Source organism: Pseudomonas faucium, assembly GCF_021602585.1.
In the GTDB taxonomy this organism is placed as follows: Bacteria; Pseudomonadota; Gammaproteobacteria; order Pseudomonadales; family Pseudomonadaceae; genus Aquipseudomonas; species Aquipseudomonas faucium.
The window spans coordinates 208,731-223,454 of record NZ_BQIP01000001.1; the positions used below are offsets into that span (position 1 = coordinate 208,731).

The window sequence follows — 14,724 nt, forward strand, 5'->3', positions numbered from 1 at the left end:
CATAACAACAAGATCAAGAGAGCTTTGGAATGAACCACACCCCCTGCGTTGCCATCGGGCTGACCCTGTTCAGCCAGCCGTTACTCGCTGCCCAAGGCGGCTTCTTCGAAGAGGCCAAGGCCAGCCTCAGCGCCCGCAACTACTACTTCAGCCGCGACTACTCGGACATCGTCGGCGCCAACCCGCAGTCCAAGGCCGAGGAATGGGCCCAGGGTTTCATCCTCGATTTCAAGTCCGGCTACACGCCGGGCCCGGTCGGGTTTGGCGTGGACGCCCTGGGCCTGCTGGGGATCAAGCTCGACAGCAGCCCGGACCGCGTCAACACCGGGCTGCTGCCAGTGCACGGCGATGGCCGCGCCGCCAACGAGTACAGCCGCCTCGCGCCGACCTTCAAGGCCAGGCTGTCGAACACCGAGCTGCGCATCGGCGAGCTGCAACCCAACCTGCCGGTGCTGACCTTCAGCGATATCCGCCTGCTGCCACCGACCTACCAGGGCGTCAGCCTGAGCACCGCGGAGTTGGAGGGCCTGACGCTGCAGGCCGGGCACCTGCGCTCGACGCACCTGCGCAACGAGGGCGGCGACGGCAAGATGAACGCGATGCTCGGCCACGTGCCCCAGCGCCAGGCCGAAAGCGATGGGTTCAACTATGTCGGGGGCGACTACGCGTTCAATGCCAACCAGAGCAGCGTGAGCCTGTGGTACGGGCAACTGGAGGACATCTACGCGCAGGGCTTTGTCGGCTTCAAGCACAGCAAGCCGGTGGGGGACTGGGTGCTCAGCGCCAACCTTGGCTACTTCACGGCCCGCAAGGACGGTGACGCGTTGCTCGGCAACATCGACAACCAGGCGTTGTTTTCGCTGCTGACCGCCAGGCGCGGTGGCCACAGCTTCCACGTGGGCTACCAGGGTATCTATGGCGACAGCCCGTTTCCACGGGTATTCGCCAACATTTCGCCGTTGGGCAACGAAGTGCCGACCTATGAGTTCGCCTACACCGACGAGCGTTCCTACCAGCTGCGCTACGACTACAACTTCGCGGCCCTCGGCGTGCCGGGGCTGACGGCGACGGTGCGCTATATCACCGGCAACAACGTCGACACCGGCCAAGGCTACGAGGGCAAGGACCGCGAGCGCGACATCGACCTGGGCTACGCGGTGCAGAGCGGGGTGCTCAAAGGCCTGGGCATCCGTGTGCGCAATGCCATGGCGCGGTCCAACTACCGCACGGATATCGATGAGAACCGGTTGATCCTGGTGTACACCTGGCAGCTGCTCTGACATGAGATCGAGCGCCGCACAGCAATACTCAAGACATGCACCCGCGTTGCGCCTCATCGCTGGCAAGCGTGGTTGCTACCGGTTGTCACACACCTGCATTTGCACCCTCTGGATCAACAAGGTTAGGTTTCCTACATCTCCCCCTCAGGAAGCCTACCCTTGGACTCCATCACCCAAGCCGTTCTGGGCGCCGCCCTCCAGGGTACGGTGCTCGGCCGTATCCAGGGCCGCCGCTCACTCATCTACGGCGCCGCCCTGGCCACCGTGCCGGACCTCGACGTGGTCATCCGCTACGCCGACCCGGTGTCGCAGATGACCTATCACCGCGGCTTCTCCCACTCGCTCTTCGTGCTCACTGGGCTCGCCCTGCTGCTGGCCTTGCTGGTCAACTGGCTGGGGCGAACACGCTGGCCAACCCAGGGCTACACGCTGGGGCGCCTGTTCCTGGCCTTCTGGCTGGTGCTGGTGACCCACCCGCTCCTGGATGCGTTCACGGTCTACGGCACCCAGCTGTTCTGGCCGCTGCAGACCACGCCGCTCAGTTGGGCGGCGGTGTTCATCATCGACCCGCTGTACACCGTGCCACTGCTGGCCGCCGTGCTCTACACCGCGATCAAGGGCATCAACCACAAGGCCCTGCGCCTGCTGAGCCTTGCGTTGATCTTCAGCACGGCCTACCTGGGCTTCGGCCTGGCCGGGCGCATGGTCGCCGAGCATCGCCTTCAGGCAGCCCTCGACCAGCAAGGGGTGGCCGTGACCCAGGTGCGTGCGGTGCCGATGGCCTTCAACAGCCTGGTCTGGCGGGTGCTGGCCAAGACCCCGGATGGCGACTACTACGAAGGCATCAGCAGCCTGTTCGACCGCGCGCCGCCGGAAATGCAGCGCTTGCCACTGAACCTCGCCGCCGCCGACGGCCTCCCGTCGGCGCCCTTGCTGCAACGTCTGCGCTGGTTCACCGATGACTGGCTGCGCTACGACCAGGTCGGTGATGCGCTGGTGGTCACCGACCTGCGCATGGGCATCCCCGGCAACTACACCTTCCGCTTCAACATGGCCCACCGCGACAGCCAAGGGCACTGGGTGGCCGATACGCCGAGCCGCTTCGTGGGGGCGGGGCCGGGCTCGATGTTCGATGGCCACGACCTGGCGTTGATCTGGCGGCGCATCCTCGACCAGCAACCGCCGCTGCCGTTGGCCGCCTGGACCACCCAGTACCTGGGCCAGGCCGCCGAGCCTGGGCGCTGACCGGTGCGCTCGGCCGGCCTGGACCTGGTCAAGTGGACGGCAATGCTGACCATGGTCGCCGATCACCTGCGTTTCCTGTGGCCGGCCGCCGATGGCCTGTTCATCGTCGGCCGGCTGGCATTTCCACTGTTCTGCCTGGCCATCGCCGCCAATGTGGCGCGGGCGAGCAACATTCACGTGCGCTACCTCGGCTGGATGCTGGCCTTTGCCGTGGTGTCGGAAGGGCCTTATCGCTGGCTCGATCCGCACACCCAGACCTTCAGCGTGATCCCCACGCTGGCCTTGGGCGTCCTGGTGGCTTGGGGCGTGCGGCATCCCCAGTGGTGGGCTCGCTTGGCCGGGCTTGGCGCAGTGCTGACCGGAGCACTGTTCAGCCAGCAACTGATGTACGGCCTGCCGGGCGTGTTGCTTCCAGCGGGGTGGCTGATGGCGCGCAGCCTGGGTGGGATCACCTGGTTGTTGCCCTGCCTGTTGGCGGTGGCGGGCAACCTGACCAACAGCTGGTTGCGCGGCCACCTGCTGGCGCCTGTCACGCTTTTGACGATGGCCGCTGCGCTGTCGGCCATCCCCGTTGGATGCCTGTTACTGCGCCTGGACCACTGGCGTGTGCCTGCCGTGAAGCGCTGGGGTTATCTGTTCTACCCCGCGCATCTGCTGGTTTTGAAGGTGCTGATGATGGTGCTGGCTACTGCGGCTGGAGGATAGGCTGGTGTGGGCGCCTGGTCGCCCTGACAAAAATGATAGTGGCGCACTTTGCATGTATGGCTGATCCTGATAGGGCCGGGACTTGTCAGAAGATGAGATACACCCAAGGCAACACGCAGCTAGCAAACGAGGATTCAGCGCATGGCCAACAGAGAGACCGGAACCGTTAAATGGTTCAACGATGAAAAAGGCTTTGGCTTCATTACCCCGCAAAACGGTGGTGATGACCTGTTCGTTCATTTCAAGGCCATCGAGTCAGATGGCTTCAAGTCCCTGAAAGAAGGCCAGACTGTCAGCTACGTTGCTGAGAAAGGGCAGAAGGGGCTGCAGGCCGCTCAAGTACGCGTCGTATAGTCGACGGCTTCCAGAAGAGGGCCCCTTGTGGGCCCTTTTTTTGTGGGTGGCGTTCGAGAACTAGTAGAAATGCCAGTAGCCCCTTTGCCCTGAAAGCCACAAGATCAGCACTGACGGTGAAATGATTCCAGAGGTTAGAACGGCCTGACCCACACAATCACTAGCGGAGACTGTTCATGTCAAAACGTACGCAGTATCCGGCCACACCTTCGGTTGCACTTGTCGACCCTGATTTCGTGGCGCCGCATGAAGGACAGCTGGTTTTTCTAAAGGATGCGGTGGGTGACGGTACACCGGTCATCCGTGAAGGCCAGCATGTCAGCTACGAATTGGTTCAAGGGCAGGACGGCCTTTGGTACGCCGTCAATATCGTCATCGAAGACGAGCCGCCCTTGAATTAGCACGTTTACGCTCAGCTGCGCGCCACGCGCCCACTGACAAAATGCGCCACATCGTTGAACCCCGGCGTGGACGCATGCCCCGGCGTCACCAGCGAGTCGATGAAGGCCTCATCCTCGGCCGTGATCTTCACCTCCAGCGCGCCCCCGTAAGTGTCCCACTGCGCCTCGGTACGTGGCCCGACGATGGCCGAGCTGACCAGCTGGCTGTTGAGCACCCAGGCGATCGCGAACTCGACCATTCCCACGCCCTTGGCCTGCACATACGCCTGGATGTCGCGGGCGATGGCCAGCGACTCCTGGCGCCATTCCACCTCCAGGATGCGCTTGTCCTGGCGCGCGGCGCGGCTGCCGGCTTCGGGCGCGGCGCCCGGTGCATACTTGCCGCTGAGCACGCCGCGGGCCAGCGGGCTGAACGGCACCACGCCCAGGCCATGGTAGGCGGCAGCGGTCAGCTGCTCGGGTTCGGCCTGGCGGTTGACGATGTTGTACAGCGGCTGGCTCACCACCGGCTTGGCCACGCCCAGGCGCTCGGCGACGTTGCAGATCTCGGCGATGCGCCAGCCGCGGTAGTTGGACACGCCCCAGTAGCGGATCTTGCCCTGCTGCAGCAGGTCGCCGATGGCGCGCACGGTTTCTTCCAGCGGCACCTTGTGGTCTTCGCGGTGCAGGTAATAGATGTCCAGGTAGTCCAGGTGCATGCGCGTGAGGGTGGCGTCGATGCCATTGAAGATGTGCTTGCGCGACAGCCCGCTGCGGTTGGGCAGGCCATCGGTGGGGCCCATGCCGACCTTGGAGGCCACCACCCAGTCCTGGCGATGGCGGGCAACGGCCTCGCCGACGATTTCCTCGGAACGGCCGGCGTTGTACACGTCGGCCGTGTCGATGAAATTGATGCCCTGGTCCCAGGCCTTGTCGATGATCCGCAACGCATCTTCGGTGCTGGTCTGCTCGCCGAACATCATGCTGCCCAGGGTGAGCGCGGAGACTTGCAGGCCACTGTGGCCGAGGGGGCGGTAGATCATGTCGAAGCATCCTGTGCACGGAGGGGAAGGGTGTGTTTTACACACAAGCGCGCCCCTTTGAAAGCACAGGCCAGGTGCTTCAGCCGATCAGCTCCAGCGCCTCGGCGCGGCTCAGCGGCCGCTTCATCCGTTGCGACAACAGCGCCATGGCGTCCGAGTAGCCTTTGGCGATCACCGCTGCGACGTGCTCCCCCACGCATTGCAGGGCAATGAAGTCGCCGTGTTCCGGCTCCCCGACGAACACCATCTCGTCCCACTGCCGGGCATGGCCCAGCACTTCATAGGTGCGCCCGTGCTGGTAGGTCCAGAAGAACGGCACATCGGCGTAGCGGCGCTGCTCGCCGAGCATGTTGGCGGCGGCGATCACCCCGTGCTGTTGCGCCAGGCGCCAGTGCTCGATGCGCACCGGCTGGCCGGCCAGCGGGAAGCGGGCGATGTCGCCGGCCGCCCACAGGCCCTCGGCGGCGCGCAGCTCGGCATCCACCTGCACGGCGCCATCGCGGTGCAGCGCCAGGCCTTGCACGAAGGCGGTGGCCGGCTTGACCCCGGTGCCCAGCAGCACCAGCCGCGTGCGCAGCGTTTCGCCGTTGGCCAGCTCCACCGCGTCTACCTGCCCCGAGCCTGTGAACCGGGTGACCTCGGTCGGGCCATGGAACACCACGCCCTTGCGCTCGTGCAGTTCGCGAAGCGCGCGGCCGATGCGTTCGCCCAGCTGCTTGGCCAGCGGCACCGGATGGCGGCTGACCACATGCACCTGCGCGCCATACTTGCGCAGTGCCGAGGCCGCCTCCAGGCCAATGAAGCCATCGCCGACGATCACCACCGGCTGGCCCGGCTCGGCGGCATCGAGCAGGCGCGCGGCGTCCTCCCGCGAGCGCAAAGTCATCACCCCGGCCAGGTCGGCGCCGGGCACATCCGGGCGGGTGGGCTTGCCGCCGGTGGCCAGCAGCGCGGCGTCGTAGTCCAGGTGCTGGCCGTCGGCCAGGGTGATCTGGCGTTTGTTCACATCCAGCGTGCGCACCTTGCCCAGGCGCCGCTGCAGCTGCCCCTGGCGCAGCTGGTCGGCCTCCAGCAACGCCGGCACTTCATCGGCAGGCATTTCTCCGGCGATGACGAATTTGCTCAAGGCGGTGCGGTCGTAGGCGGGCTGGCGCTCCTTGTCCAGCCAGATCAGCTTGCCGGCAAAGCCGTGGGCCAGCAGCGTGGCGACTGCCGCGGCCCCGGCGGCCCCGCCGCCGATCACGACGAAACAGCGGGCATCGCTGTGGCGTGGCGCCGTGGCACGTGGCAACGGCTGGTCATCGACCCAGACCTGGCCATCCTTGACCCAGGCCTTGTAGCGGCGCAGGTCGGCCAGCGCCGGCGGCTCGCAAACGACGCCTTCGTCGACGGCGAACGCGGCTTTGTGCCAAGGGCACACCAGCAGGCCATTGCAGACCACGCCTTCCTCCAGCGGGGCACCGGCATGCGGGCAGTCGGCCTGGTAGGCATGCACCTGGTCGCCCTGGCGGATCAGGATCAGTTCTTCGCTGCCGGCCTGCACGCGCAGGGGGCGCTTGGGGTCGAGCTGTTCGAGGCGGGCCACGGCGTGCTGGGTCATGGAGGTTCTCCAAAGGGCTTTGGAACCATTTGACGCCGGGGCAATGGGGGAGGTGCGTCGACCTGACGATCGGCGATGGGGCCGCAGCGCGGCCCCGTGTTGCCTCAATGGCTACGCGCGGCCTTCAACGCGCCGGCCCGGGTAACCCGCAGGGCCACCAGGCTACCCACCACGATCAAGGCCGCCAGCGAATACAGCGCGGCATCGGTCGAGCCGGTCTGGTCCTTGATGAACCCGACCAGGTACGGGCTGAGGAAGCCCGCCATCTGGCCCACCGAGTTGATGATCGCCAGGCCCGCCACCGCCGCACTGGCGCTGAGCAGCGCCGTCGGCATCGGCCAGAACATCGGCAGGCCGGTGAGGGCGCCCATGGTGGCGATCGACAGGCCGAGGATGGCGATGGTCGGGTTGGCCGCGAAGTTAACCGCGATCAGCAGGCCTAGCGCGCCCATCAGCATCGGCACCACCAGGTGCCAGCGCCGCTCGTTGCGCAGGTCCGCCGAGCGCCCGCAGAGAATCATGAACACCCCGGCCAGCAGGTACGGGATGGCGCTCAGCCAGCCGATCAGCAGCGGGTTGTCGAAGCCCATGTTCTTGATGATCGAGGGCAGCCAGAAGTTGATCGCGTACACACCGCTCTGGATGCAGAAGTAGACGAAACCGAAGGTCCAGATCAGTGGGTTGGTGAGCACGGCCAGCACGCTGTCGCCGGTGGTGCTCGGCTTGCTGGCGGCATCGGCCTCGAGGTCGGCGGCGATCAGCTGGCGTTCGGCCGGGCTCAGCCAGGCGGCTTTCTGGTAGCCGTCACTGAGCAAGCGGATGGCCAGCACCCCCAGCAGCACGGTCGGCAGCCCCTGGATCAGGAACATCCACTGCCAGCCGGCCAGGCCGTGCTGGCCTGCGGCGAAGTGCTCGAGGATCCAGCCGGAGAACGGCCCGCCGAGCAGGCCCGACACCGGGATCGCCGACATGAACAGGGCCATGATGCGGCCACGGCGGTCGGCCGGGAACCAGCGCGAGAGGTACAGCACCACGCCTGGGAAGAAGCCGGCTTCGGCCGCGCCGGTCAACAGGCGCAGGGTGTAGAACTCGGTGGGCGTGGTGACGAACAGCAGGCAGGTGGACAAGCTGCCCCAGGCGATCATCATCGCCGCGATCCAGCGCCGCGGGCCGAAGCGGTTGAGCGCCAGGTTGCTGGGCAGGCCGCAGAGCACGTAGCCGATGAAGAAGATGCCGGCGCCAAGGCCGTAGACGGTTTCGCTGAACTTCAGAGCATCGAGCATCTGCAGCTTGGCGAAGCCGACGTTGACGCGGTCCAGGTAGTTGAACAGGTAGCAGATGAAAATGAACGGAATCAAGCGCAGGGTGATGCGCCGGTAGAGCGCATTGCGGGTGCTTTCGGTGCCTTGGTCAGGGGCAGGGCTGTGTGCCATGATCGTGATCTCTGTTGTTATGGTTGTCGCCGCGTCGCCTGTGCCGGCGCTCGCCCTGACGAGTCTCGGGGAGTGCGACGCGCCTGTCTTTGTGCTTTTGCACAGCGTATCGTGCGGGCCGCTGTGCCTGAGTACAAAACCTAACACCCCTAAGGATCGCGCAATGTTCGAACTGGACCATGACCTGGCGCAGGATATCGTCAATCGGGCGATGGCCATCCTGCCGTGCAACGTCAATGTCATGGACAGCCAGGGGCTGATCCTGGGCAGTGGCGAGCCCGAGCGCATCAACACCCGCCACGAAGGCGCGCAACTGGTGTTGGCCAATGGGCGCATCGTCGAGCTCGATGTGGAGGCGGCCAAGTGCCTCAAAGGCGTGCAGCCTGGGGTCAACCTGCCATTGATGCTCGATGGCCGGCTGATCGGTGTGCTCGGCCTGACCGGCGACCCGCAGCAGCTGCGCACCTACGGCGAGCTGGTGCGCATGACTGCCGAAATGCTCCTGGCCCAGCGCCACCTGCAGGTGGAGCAGCAATGGCGGCGCCAGCGCTGCGATGACCTGCTGGCCCTTCTGCTTGGCGGCAGCGGTGATTCGCCACGCCTGCTCGACGAGGCCCAGCAACTGGGGCTCAAGCCGCAACTGCCACGGGTGCCGTGCCTGTTCGAGCTGCGCGGCGGGCCACCCAGCGAAACCCTGGCAGCCTGGCTCATGAACCGCTACCCGGACAGCTGGTGCGTGAGCCCGGCGCGCGATTCGCTGCTGTGGTGCCGCCCGGCCGGGCCGCTGCTGGATGAAGACAAGCTGGTCGAACGCCTGCTGCGCGGCGGCTGGGAAGTGCAGCGCATGGCCATGGGCAGCCCGGCGCAGAGCCTGGAGCAACTGCGCCGCGGCTATCGGCGCGTGCGCGACCTGCTGGCCTACGGGCGCGAAGTGCTGCCCGGCCAGCAGTTGCTGAGCCTGGCGCGCTACCGCCTGCCAGCCTTGCTCTGGCGCCATCGCAACGAAGATGCGCTGGACGAACTGCTCGAGCCGCTGCAGCGCATTCGCGCCAAGGACGCCAGCGGCCAGCTGCTCGCGACCTTGCGCGCCTGGTGCGCCCACGATGGCCAGAGCCAGGCCTGCGCCGATGCCCTGGGCATCCACCGCAACAGCCTGCGCTACCGCCTGGAGCGCATCGCCGAGGTGGGCGAAGTCGACCCGCTGCGCCTGGAAGGCATGTTGAGCCTGTACCTGGGCCTGCAGCTGCTGCCGGCGGGCTAAAGCGCAGGCAATGGCATTTGCTCAAACAACCGGCTGGGCATTTTGTGCATTCGACCGAGGCCGGCACGGCGGGTAGCTGTCAGCATGCCGCTATCTGTACAGGAGAAGCTTCATGAAGATCGTCATCGCCCCCGACTCGTTCAAGGACAGCCTCGATGCCGCCGGTGTCGCCCACGCCATCGCCACTGGCCTGGCCGAGGCCCTGCCCGAGGCCGAACTGGTCGAGTGCCCGATGGCCGATGGCGGTGAAGGCACCATGGAGGCCATCCTCGCCGCCAGCCATGGCCAATTGCGCCGGCAGACCGTGCGTGGCCCGCTGGGCCAGCACGTGGAAGCCGGCTGGGGCTGGCTGCCGGACAGCCGCACGGCGATCATCGAAATGGCCCAGGCCAGCGGCATCCAGCTGGTGCCGAGCGCGCAGCGCGATGCCTGCCGCAGCAGCACCTGGGGCACCGGCGAGTTGATGGCCGCGGCCCTGGCGGCCGGCGCCCGGCGCATCGTTTTGGCCATTGGCGGCAGCGCCACCAACGATGGCGGCAGCGGCATGCTGCGGGCCCTGGGCCTGCGCTTGCTGGATGCCGACGGGCAAGCCCTGGAAGAGGGCGGCCTGGCCTTGGCGCGCCTGGCGCGCATCGACGCCAGCGACCTTGACCCGCGCCTGGCCGAGGTACAGGTAGAAGTGGCTGCCGATGTCGACAACCCCCTGTGCGGCCCCAACGGCGCCTCGGCAATCTTCGGCCCGCAGAAGGGCGCAACCCCCGAACAGGTGCAGGCGCTGGACCAGGCCCTGGGCCATTTCGCCGACCATTGCGCGCAGTTGCTGGGCGAGGACGTGCGCGAGGCCCCGGGCTGCGGCGCAGCAGGCGGCATGGGCTTTGCCGCCAAGGCCTTCATGGGCGCGCAGTTCCGCCCGGGGGTGGAAGTGGTGGCCGAACTGGCCGGGCTCGATGCCCTGGTGCAAGGCGCGGACCTGGTGATTACCGGCGAAGGGCGCTTCGATGCCCAGACCCTGCGCGGCAAGACGCCCATGGGTGTGGCGCGGGTCGCCAAGCGCCATGGCGTGCCGGTGGTGGTGCTGGCAGGGACCTTGGGCGAGGGCTACCAGCAGCTGTATGCCCATGGCATCGATGCCGCTTTTGCCCTGGCCAGCGGGCCGATGAGCCTGGAGCAGGCGTGCGCCGATGCCGGGCCGTTGCTCAAGGCGCGGGCCAGCGATATCGCCCGGCTGTGGCGCTGCGCGCGAAACAGCTGACTGTGCACGGGCAGCTCATTCGATGACGTTCTTGTAGGCTAAATTCAGGCCTAATGTAGGAAATGTCTATATTTCCCGGTCAGGGTAGCCTGCCCGGGAAATGTGCTCCAAGGTTCGGAACCTCACTGTAGTGGAGTTTCGAAGCATGCCGCAGTATGCCTTTCATCGCTGCCGGCCGAACGTCGACGGCATTCAGTTTAAACGCGACAACTGGCCAACCTATCCGACCCGCCCGACCACCCTCCGCAATGCTCACTTTGCCTGCCCCAGCTCCGATCGCCTGATCGAGCTTTCTTTGCATCTGCCGCAGGTGCACGCATGTCAAAGATGAACAAAGCCCCTGTGTGCTATCCACCTCAGTTTCCGCTGGAGGGTCGGTTGTCCCACAGCGCCGGACAGATTCAGCACAATTTGCAGGGGGGAGGTTACCCGCCGGGTGATCAGGGTAAGGCTGTTAGTGACTCTCTGCTCGCTGGGGATAGCTTTTTGCTTTCGCAGATTGCCTTGAACGACCTATATAGCGATGCATTTATCTGTGGCGCATACCCAAGGGGGCGCTGGTTAAGCGTTGCCTGCATATCGTAGCAAGCCATGAGCAGGAAAATCCTGATAACGGGAATCCCGCAAGGGTCGAACGATGTATGGCGAGGGTTAGATCCAGCCGTTGAGAGCAATTTTGCTATTGCCCCAGAGTTAGTGGAGCGCTTTAATGCTTGGCGAGAAGTTACTCTGACACTACCTTGTGTCTCTCAAATACCGGCTGGCTTGCAATCAAAACTGTATAGACCTTTGTTGTCCGGAAGTTCTCTGGAAGCTGCGCTTCGTAATCAGATGGATTGGATTACCGCCTGGAGGATTGATCGCTATGCTTTTAGCAGCCTGGAGAGTACGGATTTCTTCCGCTCGGCTACAAATTTACATGTGACTGTTGAAGCCCGTTCGCGGGCACAGGCCGAGCGTAATAAGAGACAGACCCAAGTCGAGAGTCGACGAGAACTCCAACTTGATCGAGAGCGCCGGGGTGCGCCAAAAAAGCCACTAGAACCTGGGGTGAAAAATTTTGATCCCGATAATTCAAAAACCCAATTGCGCGAGGCGGCTGAAGAGTTTGGTAAGATCTATAGGGACTTAAACAGCGATCCATACCTGATGTTCTTCAGGCGCGCACGCTGGCGCTACGGGCCAGCCATTATTATTTATTGGAATAGCGCTGACAAAATGGCCGAACACCTGCGCATGAAGGAAGGCGGCCAAACGAAGGTGAGCCAGCTGTTCCCGCCGCCGCTGAATCAGCGGAACCATACATCCGAAACCACGCGTGGTAGCGTGGATGAAAATCGCAATCGTGACAAACCTGAAGGGCTTCTTCGCGCCCTGTTTGATAATCACGTGCACGACGCTCGCGCTTGGTTCGTGCATGCGCTACTCAATGGTAATTACATGGCCGTGTCGATTACGGCAGGACGAGAGCCCTGGGGCAGCTACTTTACTGAACGAATGGTCTTCTTTGGAGAGACGAACCGTAGAGACGTTGCGATTATACCAACCTCTGAAAAATTGGATGCAGTTGCAAAACTAGCCGAGAGCTCCGCTTTAATGGATTCCGAACGTCGTCTGCGGGTGCAGCAGGAAATTAGAGCACTATGGGAGAAACATCATGCAGGGCTACAAGGACGGGAAAATGCCTAGGCCTAACGTTCTAGAGGCTGTCATGAGTTTCCGACGATACATTTTTGGCAGATTGATAATGCTCGCAAAGAAAATTTTGCTTGCTGTATTTTCGTCAGCATTGAGTTTAACGGTTTCCCACGCAAGTACTATCGAAGCCATCAATCATACACACTGGACGATTAATCGATTTAGTGTCGACGGCCGCTCGGGAATAGATGTTATCGGCGCCTACCAAGGGGGCGGGGGAGGGTGTTGCTATATAGTAGACGAGCAATGGCATGATGATATGTCTGTGAAAATTGACTGGCAAACTGGGGTAAGTGCCGTGAGTGCCTTGGCTTATGAGTATCCAGGATATTCAGACTGGCCGAAGTATCTGGATTGGCTTCAGAAAGTAGACGCTCAAAATCGCTCGCACAGTAAGATTGTCCCTGTTCCGGACTACACCGGCCAAAATGTTTGCGGAATCACCGTTCATTTCCTGCCCTGCGACGACATTCAAGTCACCACGTCGTGCCACGCCTACGGCAGCGCCGAGTACCCGATCAAAATTCCTTTGCATTTACCGGAGCCTCAGTCATGCCCTCAAGTGTCACGTTAGTCGCTATAGGGCACGCTTTAAGCCCGCTAAAATATCGATGCTGCGGCCTTTCAGCGAAATCTTCAAGAAATTGCCACCCTTCGGGTCAATCATTGTTGCAAAGATAGGACGAGATGATACTCAAGCCTGATGCTCAACCACAGGCCATGGGTCGCCTGCAATGCGTCGTCAGCCGGCTGCTAAGAGCCGATAAGATTGTGTTTGCTGGACTCACTTCGTTTTTGCTCCTCACAGATGCTCAAGCAGGCACTATCGAAGGCATCAATCATACCCACTGGGCGATCAATCACTTTAGTGTGGATGGGCATTCGGGAATCGACATCATTGGTGCTTATCAAGGTGGAGGGGGTGGGTGCTGTTTTATTGTTCCTGAAATATGGCATCCAGAAATGAACGTACAAGTGGAATGGGAAACCGGAGTGTCTGGCTCTAAAGGCTTTCCTGGCTTTTCGGACTGGGAGAAGTATTTGAAATGGGCTGCCGAAGCAGATGCACAGAAAAGGAAACATAGCAAAACGGCCTCTGTGCCTAATTATACAGGGCAAAATGTTTGCGGGATCACAGTCCATTTCCTCCCTTGCGATGACATTCAGGTCACCACGTCGTGCCACGCATACGGCAGCCCCGAGTACCCGATCAAAATCCCTTTGCATTTGCCGGAACCGCAATCATGCCCTCAAGCACGACGTTAGCCCCCACAAGGCAAGCATCAGGCCCTTGGGCCATATCGCCGCACCATCGATGCTGGTGGGGTTGAGGGAATCATCAACATTGCGAAAGCAAGCAGCGCCGCCGCGACGCCTGCCAGCGGCAAATACACAAGCCCCACCTGTTCGATCAACCCGCTTGCAATCCAGCCACCCAGCGCCGTTCCCGAATTGAAGGCAGCAATACTCAGTCCCGAAGCCACCCCTGTCGATTGTGGTGCCAACTGTTTGGCCAAGCCGAGCAAACGTAGAGTCGACAGGGTGACTATGGCGAAAAACAACGCTCCAAGCAGCCCAGTCAGCAGCACGACCGCCCATGGCAATTCACGCCAGAGGAACAACAACCCCAGGTTACCCGCCAACACCGCCAGCGCCACCTTTAGGCAGCTGACGATCTCAAAACGATCAGCGAGGTGCCCAGCCAGCAGGTTGCCGAGGATGGTCGCCACGCCAAATGCCAACATCGCAAGGCTCAATAACTGAACATCACCCAGCGTGACTTGCAGCAAGAACGGTGACACATAGGTCAGGAATGAAAAGGTCGCCACGCTGACCAGCATGGCAATGCCCGCCGTCGACAGCAAAGGCCGCTGCATCAGCGTAAGCAACTCTGCCAGGCGGCTGTCAGCGGGGCGTTGGGGCAAGGGCTGGCCAGGCATCAGGCACGCCAAACCGATCAGACTGATCAGCCCCAGTAGTCCAAGGGCAACGAAGATCGCCCGCCACGACCACAAGCTGCCCAGCAACGTCCCCAGCGGCACCCCCAGCGCCAGTGCCAGCGTCAACCCCAGCCACACCAGCGACAACGCCTTGCCAGCCCGTGAGGCATCGACGCGCTTGACCGCCACATCGGCGGCGACCGCCATGAACACCCCGTGGGCCAGGCCGATCACGAAGCGGATCAGGTTGGCCAGGGGCAGTTGTTCGACCCAGGCGAAGGCAAGGCTACCCAGCGCCAGCACGGCCAAGGTCAGCAGCAGCACGTTGCGCTCGCGCCAGCCGAGTAGCAGCGCCGTCAGCAATGGCGCGCCGATGGCGGCGCCCAGCGCATAGGCGGCAATGGCAGAACCCACGGCGGTGCTGGAGGTGGCGAAGTCTTCGGCCATGGCCGACACCAGGCCGGCGACGACGAACTCCGACAAGCCGAAGGCGAAGGTACACAGGGAAAACACATAGATCACGATTGGCATGG

15 protein-coding genes are annotated in these 14,724 nt (G+C 63.1%); 11 read left to right on the plus strand and 4 right to left on the minus strand.

Translation table 11 applies throughout. From position 1 onward, the window contains the following. Nucleotides 1–29: 29 nt before the first annotated feature. From L6D75_RS00985 to L6D75_RS01005, 5 genes are all read left to right on the plus strand, one after another. Nucleotides 30–1,280 (plus strand): OprD family porin, encoded by a 1,251-nt coding sequence (locus L6D75_RS00985; protein ID WP_176511091.1) that lies wholly within the window; start codon nt 30–32, stop codon nt 1,278–1,280. 159 nt (nt 1,281–1,439) lie between these two features. Next, entirely contained in the window at nt 1,440–2,525 is a 1,086-nt protein-coding gene (locus tag L6D75_RS00990) for a metal-dependent hydrolase (protein WP_176511092.1), read from the plus strand. Between the two features lie 3 nt (nt 2,526–2,528). Continuing rightward, nucleotides 2,529–3,230, plus strand: a complete 702-nt coding sequence (locus L6D75_RS00995) for a TraX family protein (RefSeq protein ID WP_176511093.1) — start codon at nt 2,529–2,531, stop codon at nt 3,228–3,230. A 141-nt stretch (nt 3,231–3,371) separates the two neighbouring features. Beyond that, nucleotides 3,372–3,584, plus strand: a complete 213-nt coding sequence (locus L6D75_RS01000) for a cold-shock protein (protein ID WP_176511094.1) — start codon at nt 3,372–3,374, stop codon at nt 3,582–3,584. A gap of 176 nt (nt 3,585–3,760) precedes the next feature. Then, on the plus strand, nt 3,761–3,985 hold the full coding sequence (locus L6D75_RS01005; RefSeq protein ID WP_176511095.1) for a cold-shock protein: 225 nt from the start codon (nt 3,761–3,763) through the stop codon (nt 3,983–3,985). 11 nt (nt 3,986–3,996) lie between these two features. Here the strand turns inward: L6D75_RS01005 and L6D75_RS01010 are convergent, their stop codons facing one another. The 3 genes from L6D75_RS01010 to L6D75_RS01020 all read right to left on the minus strand — a co-directional run bounded on the left by L6D75_RS01010 (nt 3,997) and on the right by L6D75_RS01020 (nt 8,040). Next, complete coding sequence (locus L6D75_RS01010; RefSeq protein WP_176511096.1) at nt 3,997–5,007, minus strand: aldo/keto reductase; 1,011 nt, start codon at nt 5,005–5,007, stop codon at nt 3,997–3,999. A 79-nt stretch (nt 5,008–5,086) separates the two neighbouring features. Further along, nucleotides 5,087–6,607 carry an FAD-dependent oxidoreductase gene (locus tag L6D75_RS01015; protein ID WP_176511097.1) on the minus strand — a complete coding sequence of 507 codons (1,521 nt, stop codon included), beginning with the start codon at nt 6,605–6,607 and terminating at the stop codon, nt 5,087–5,089. Between the two features lie 104 nt (nt 6,608–6,711). Further along, the gene (locus tag L6D75_RS01020; protein ID WP_176511098.1) at nt 6,712–8,040 is read right to left on the minus strand and encodes an MFS transporter; all 1,329 of its coding nucleotides are present in this window, start codon (nt 8,038–8,040) and stop codon (nt 6,712–6,714) included. A 163-nt stretch (nt 8,041–8,203) separates the two neighbouring features. On the opposite strand from L6D75_RS01020, the gene L6D75_RS01025 reads away from it, so the two are divergent. The 6 genes from L6D75_RS01025 to L6D75_RS01050 all read left to right on the plus strand — a co-directional run bounded on the left by L6D75_RS01025 (nt 8,204) and on the right by L6D75_RS01050 (nt 13,517). Next, a complete protein-coding gene (locus tag L6D75_RS01025) occupies nt 8,204–9,301 on the plus strand; it encodes a sugar diacid recognition domain-containing protein (protein WP_176511099.1) in 1,098 nt (365 codons plus the stop codon). Nucleotides 9,302–9,413: 112 nt separating this feature from the next. Next, nucleotides 9,414–10,553: a glycerate kinase gene (locus tag L6D75_RS01030; RefSeq protein ID WP_176511100.1), complete on the plus strand. Its 1,140-nt coding sequence runs from the start codon at nt 9,414–9,416 to the stop codon at nt 10,551–10,553. A gap of 145 nt (nt 10,554–10,698) precedes the next feature. After that, nucleotides 10,699–10,884, plus strand: coding sequence for a hypothetical protein (locus L6D75_RS01035; RefSeq protein WP_176511101.1), 186 nt, complete (start codon nt 10,699–10,701; stop codon nt 10,882–10,884). 260 nt (nt 10,885–11,144) lie between these two features. Continuing rightward, a complete protein-coding gene (locus L6D75_RS01040; RefSeq protein ID WP_178128738.1) occupies nt 11,145–12,242 on the plus strand; it encodes a T6SS phospholipase effector Tle1-like catalytic domain-containing protein in 1,098 nt (365 codons plus the stop codon). Between the two features lie 58 nt (nt 12,243–12,300). Beyond that, complete coding sequence (locus tag L6D75_RS01045) at nt 12,301–12,825, plus strand: Tli1a family immunity protein (protein ID WP_176511283.1); 525 nt, start codon at nt 12,301–12,303, stop codon at nt 12,823–12,825. Nucleotides 12,826–12,971: 146 nt separating this feature from the next. After that, on the plus strand, nt 12,972–13,517 hold the full coding sequence (locus tag L6D75_RS01050; protein ID WP_176511284.1) for a Tli1a family immunity protein: 546 nt from the start codon (nt 12,972–12,974) through the stop codon (nt 13,515–13,517). A gap of 17 nt (nt 13,518–13,534) precedes the next feature. Here L6D75_RS01050 and L6D75_RS01055 read toward each other — a convergent pair whose 3' ends face one another. Further along, nucleotides 13,535–14,722, minus strand: a complete 1,188-nt coding sequence (locus L6D75_RS01055; RefSeq protein WP_176511102.1) for an MFS transporter — start codon at nt 14,720–14,722, stop codon at nt 13,535–13,537. Nucleotides 14,723–14,724: the final 2 nt, after the last annotated feature.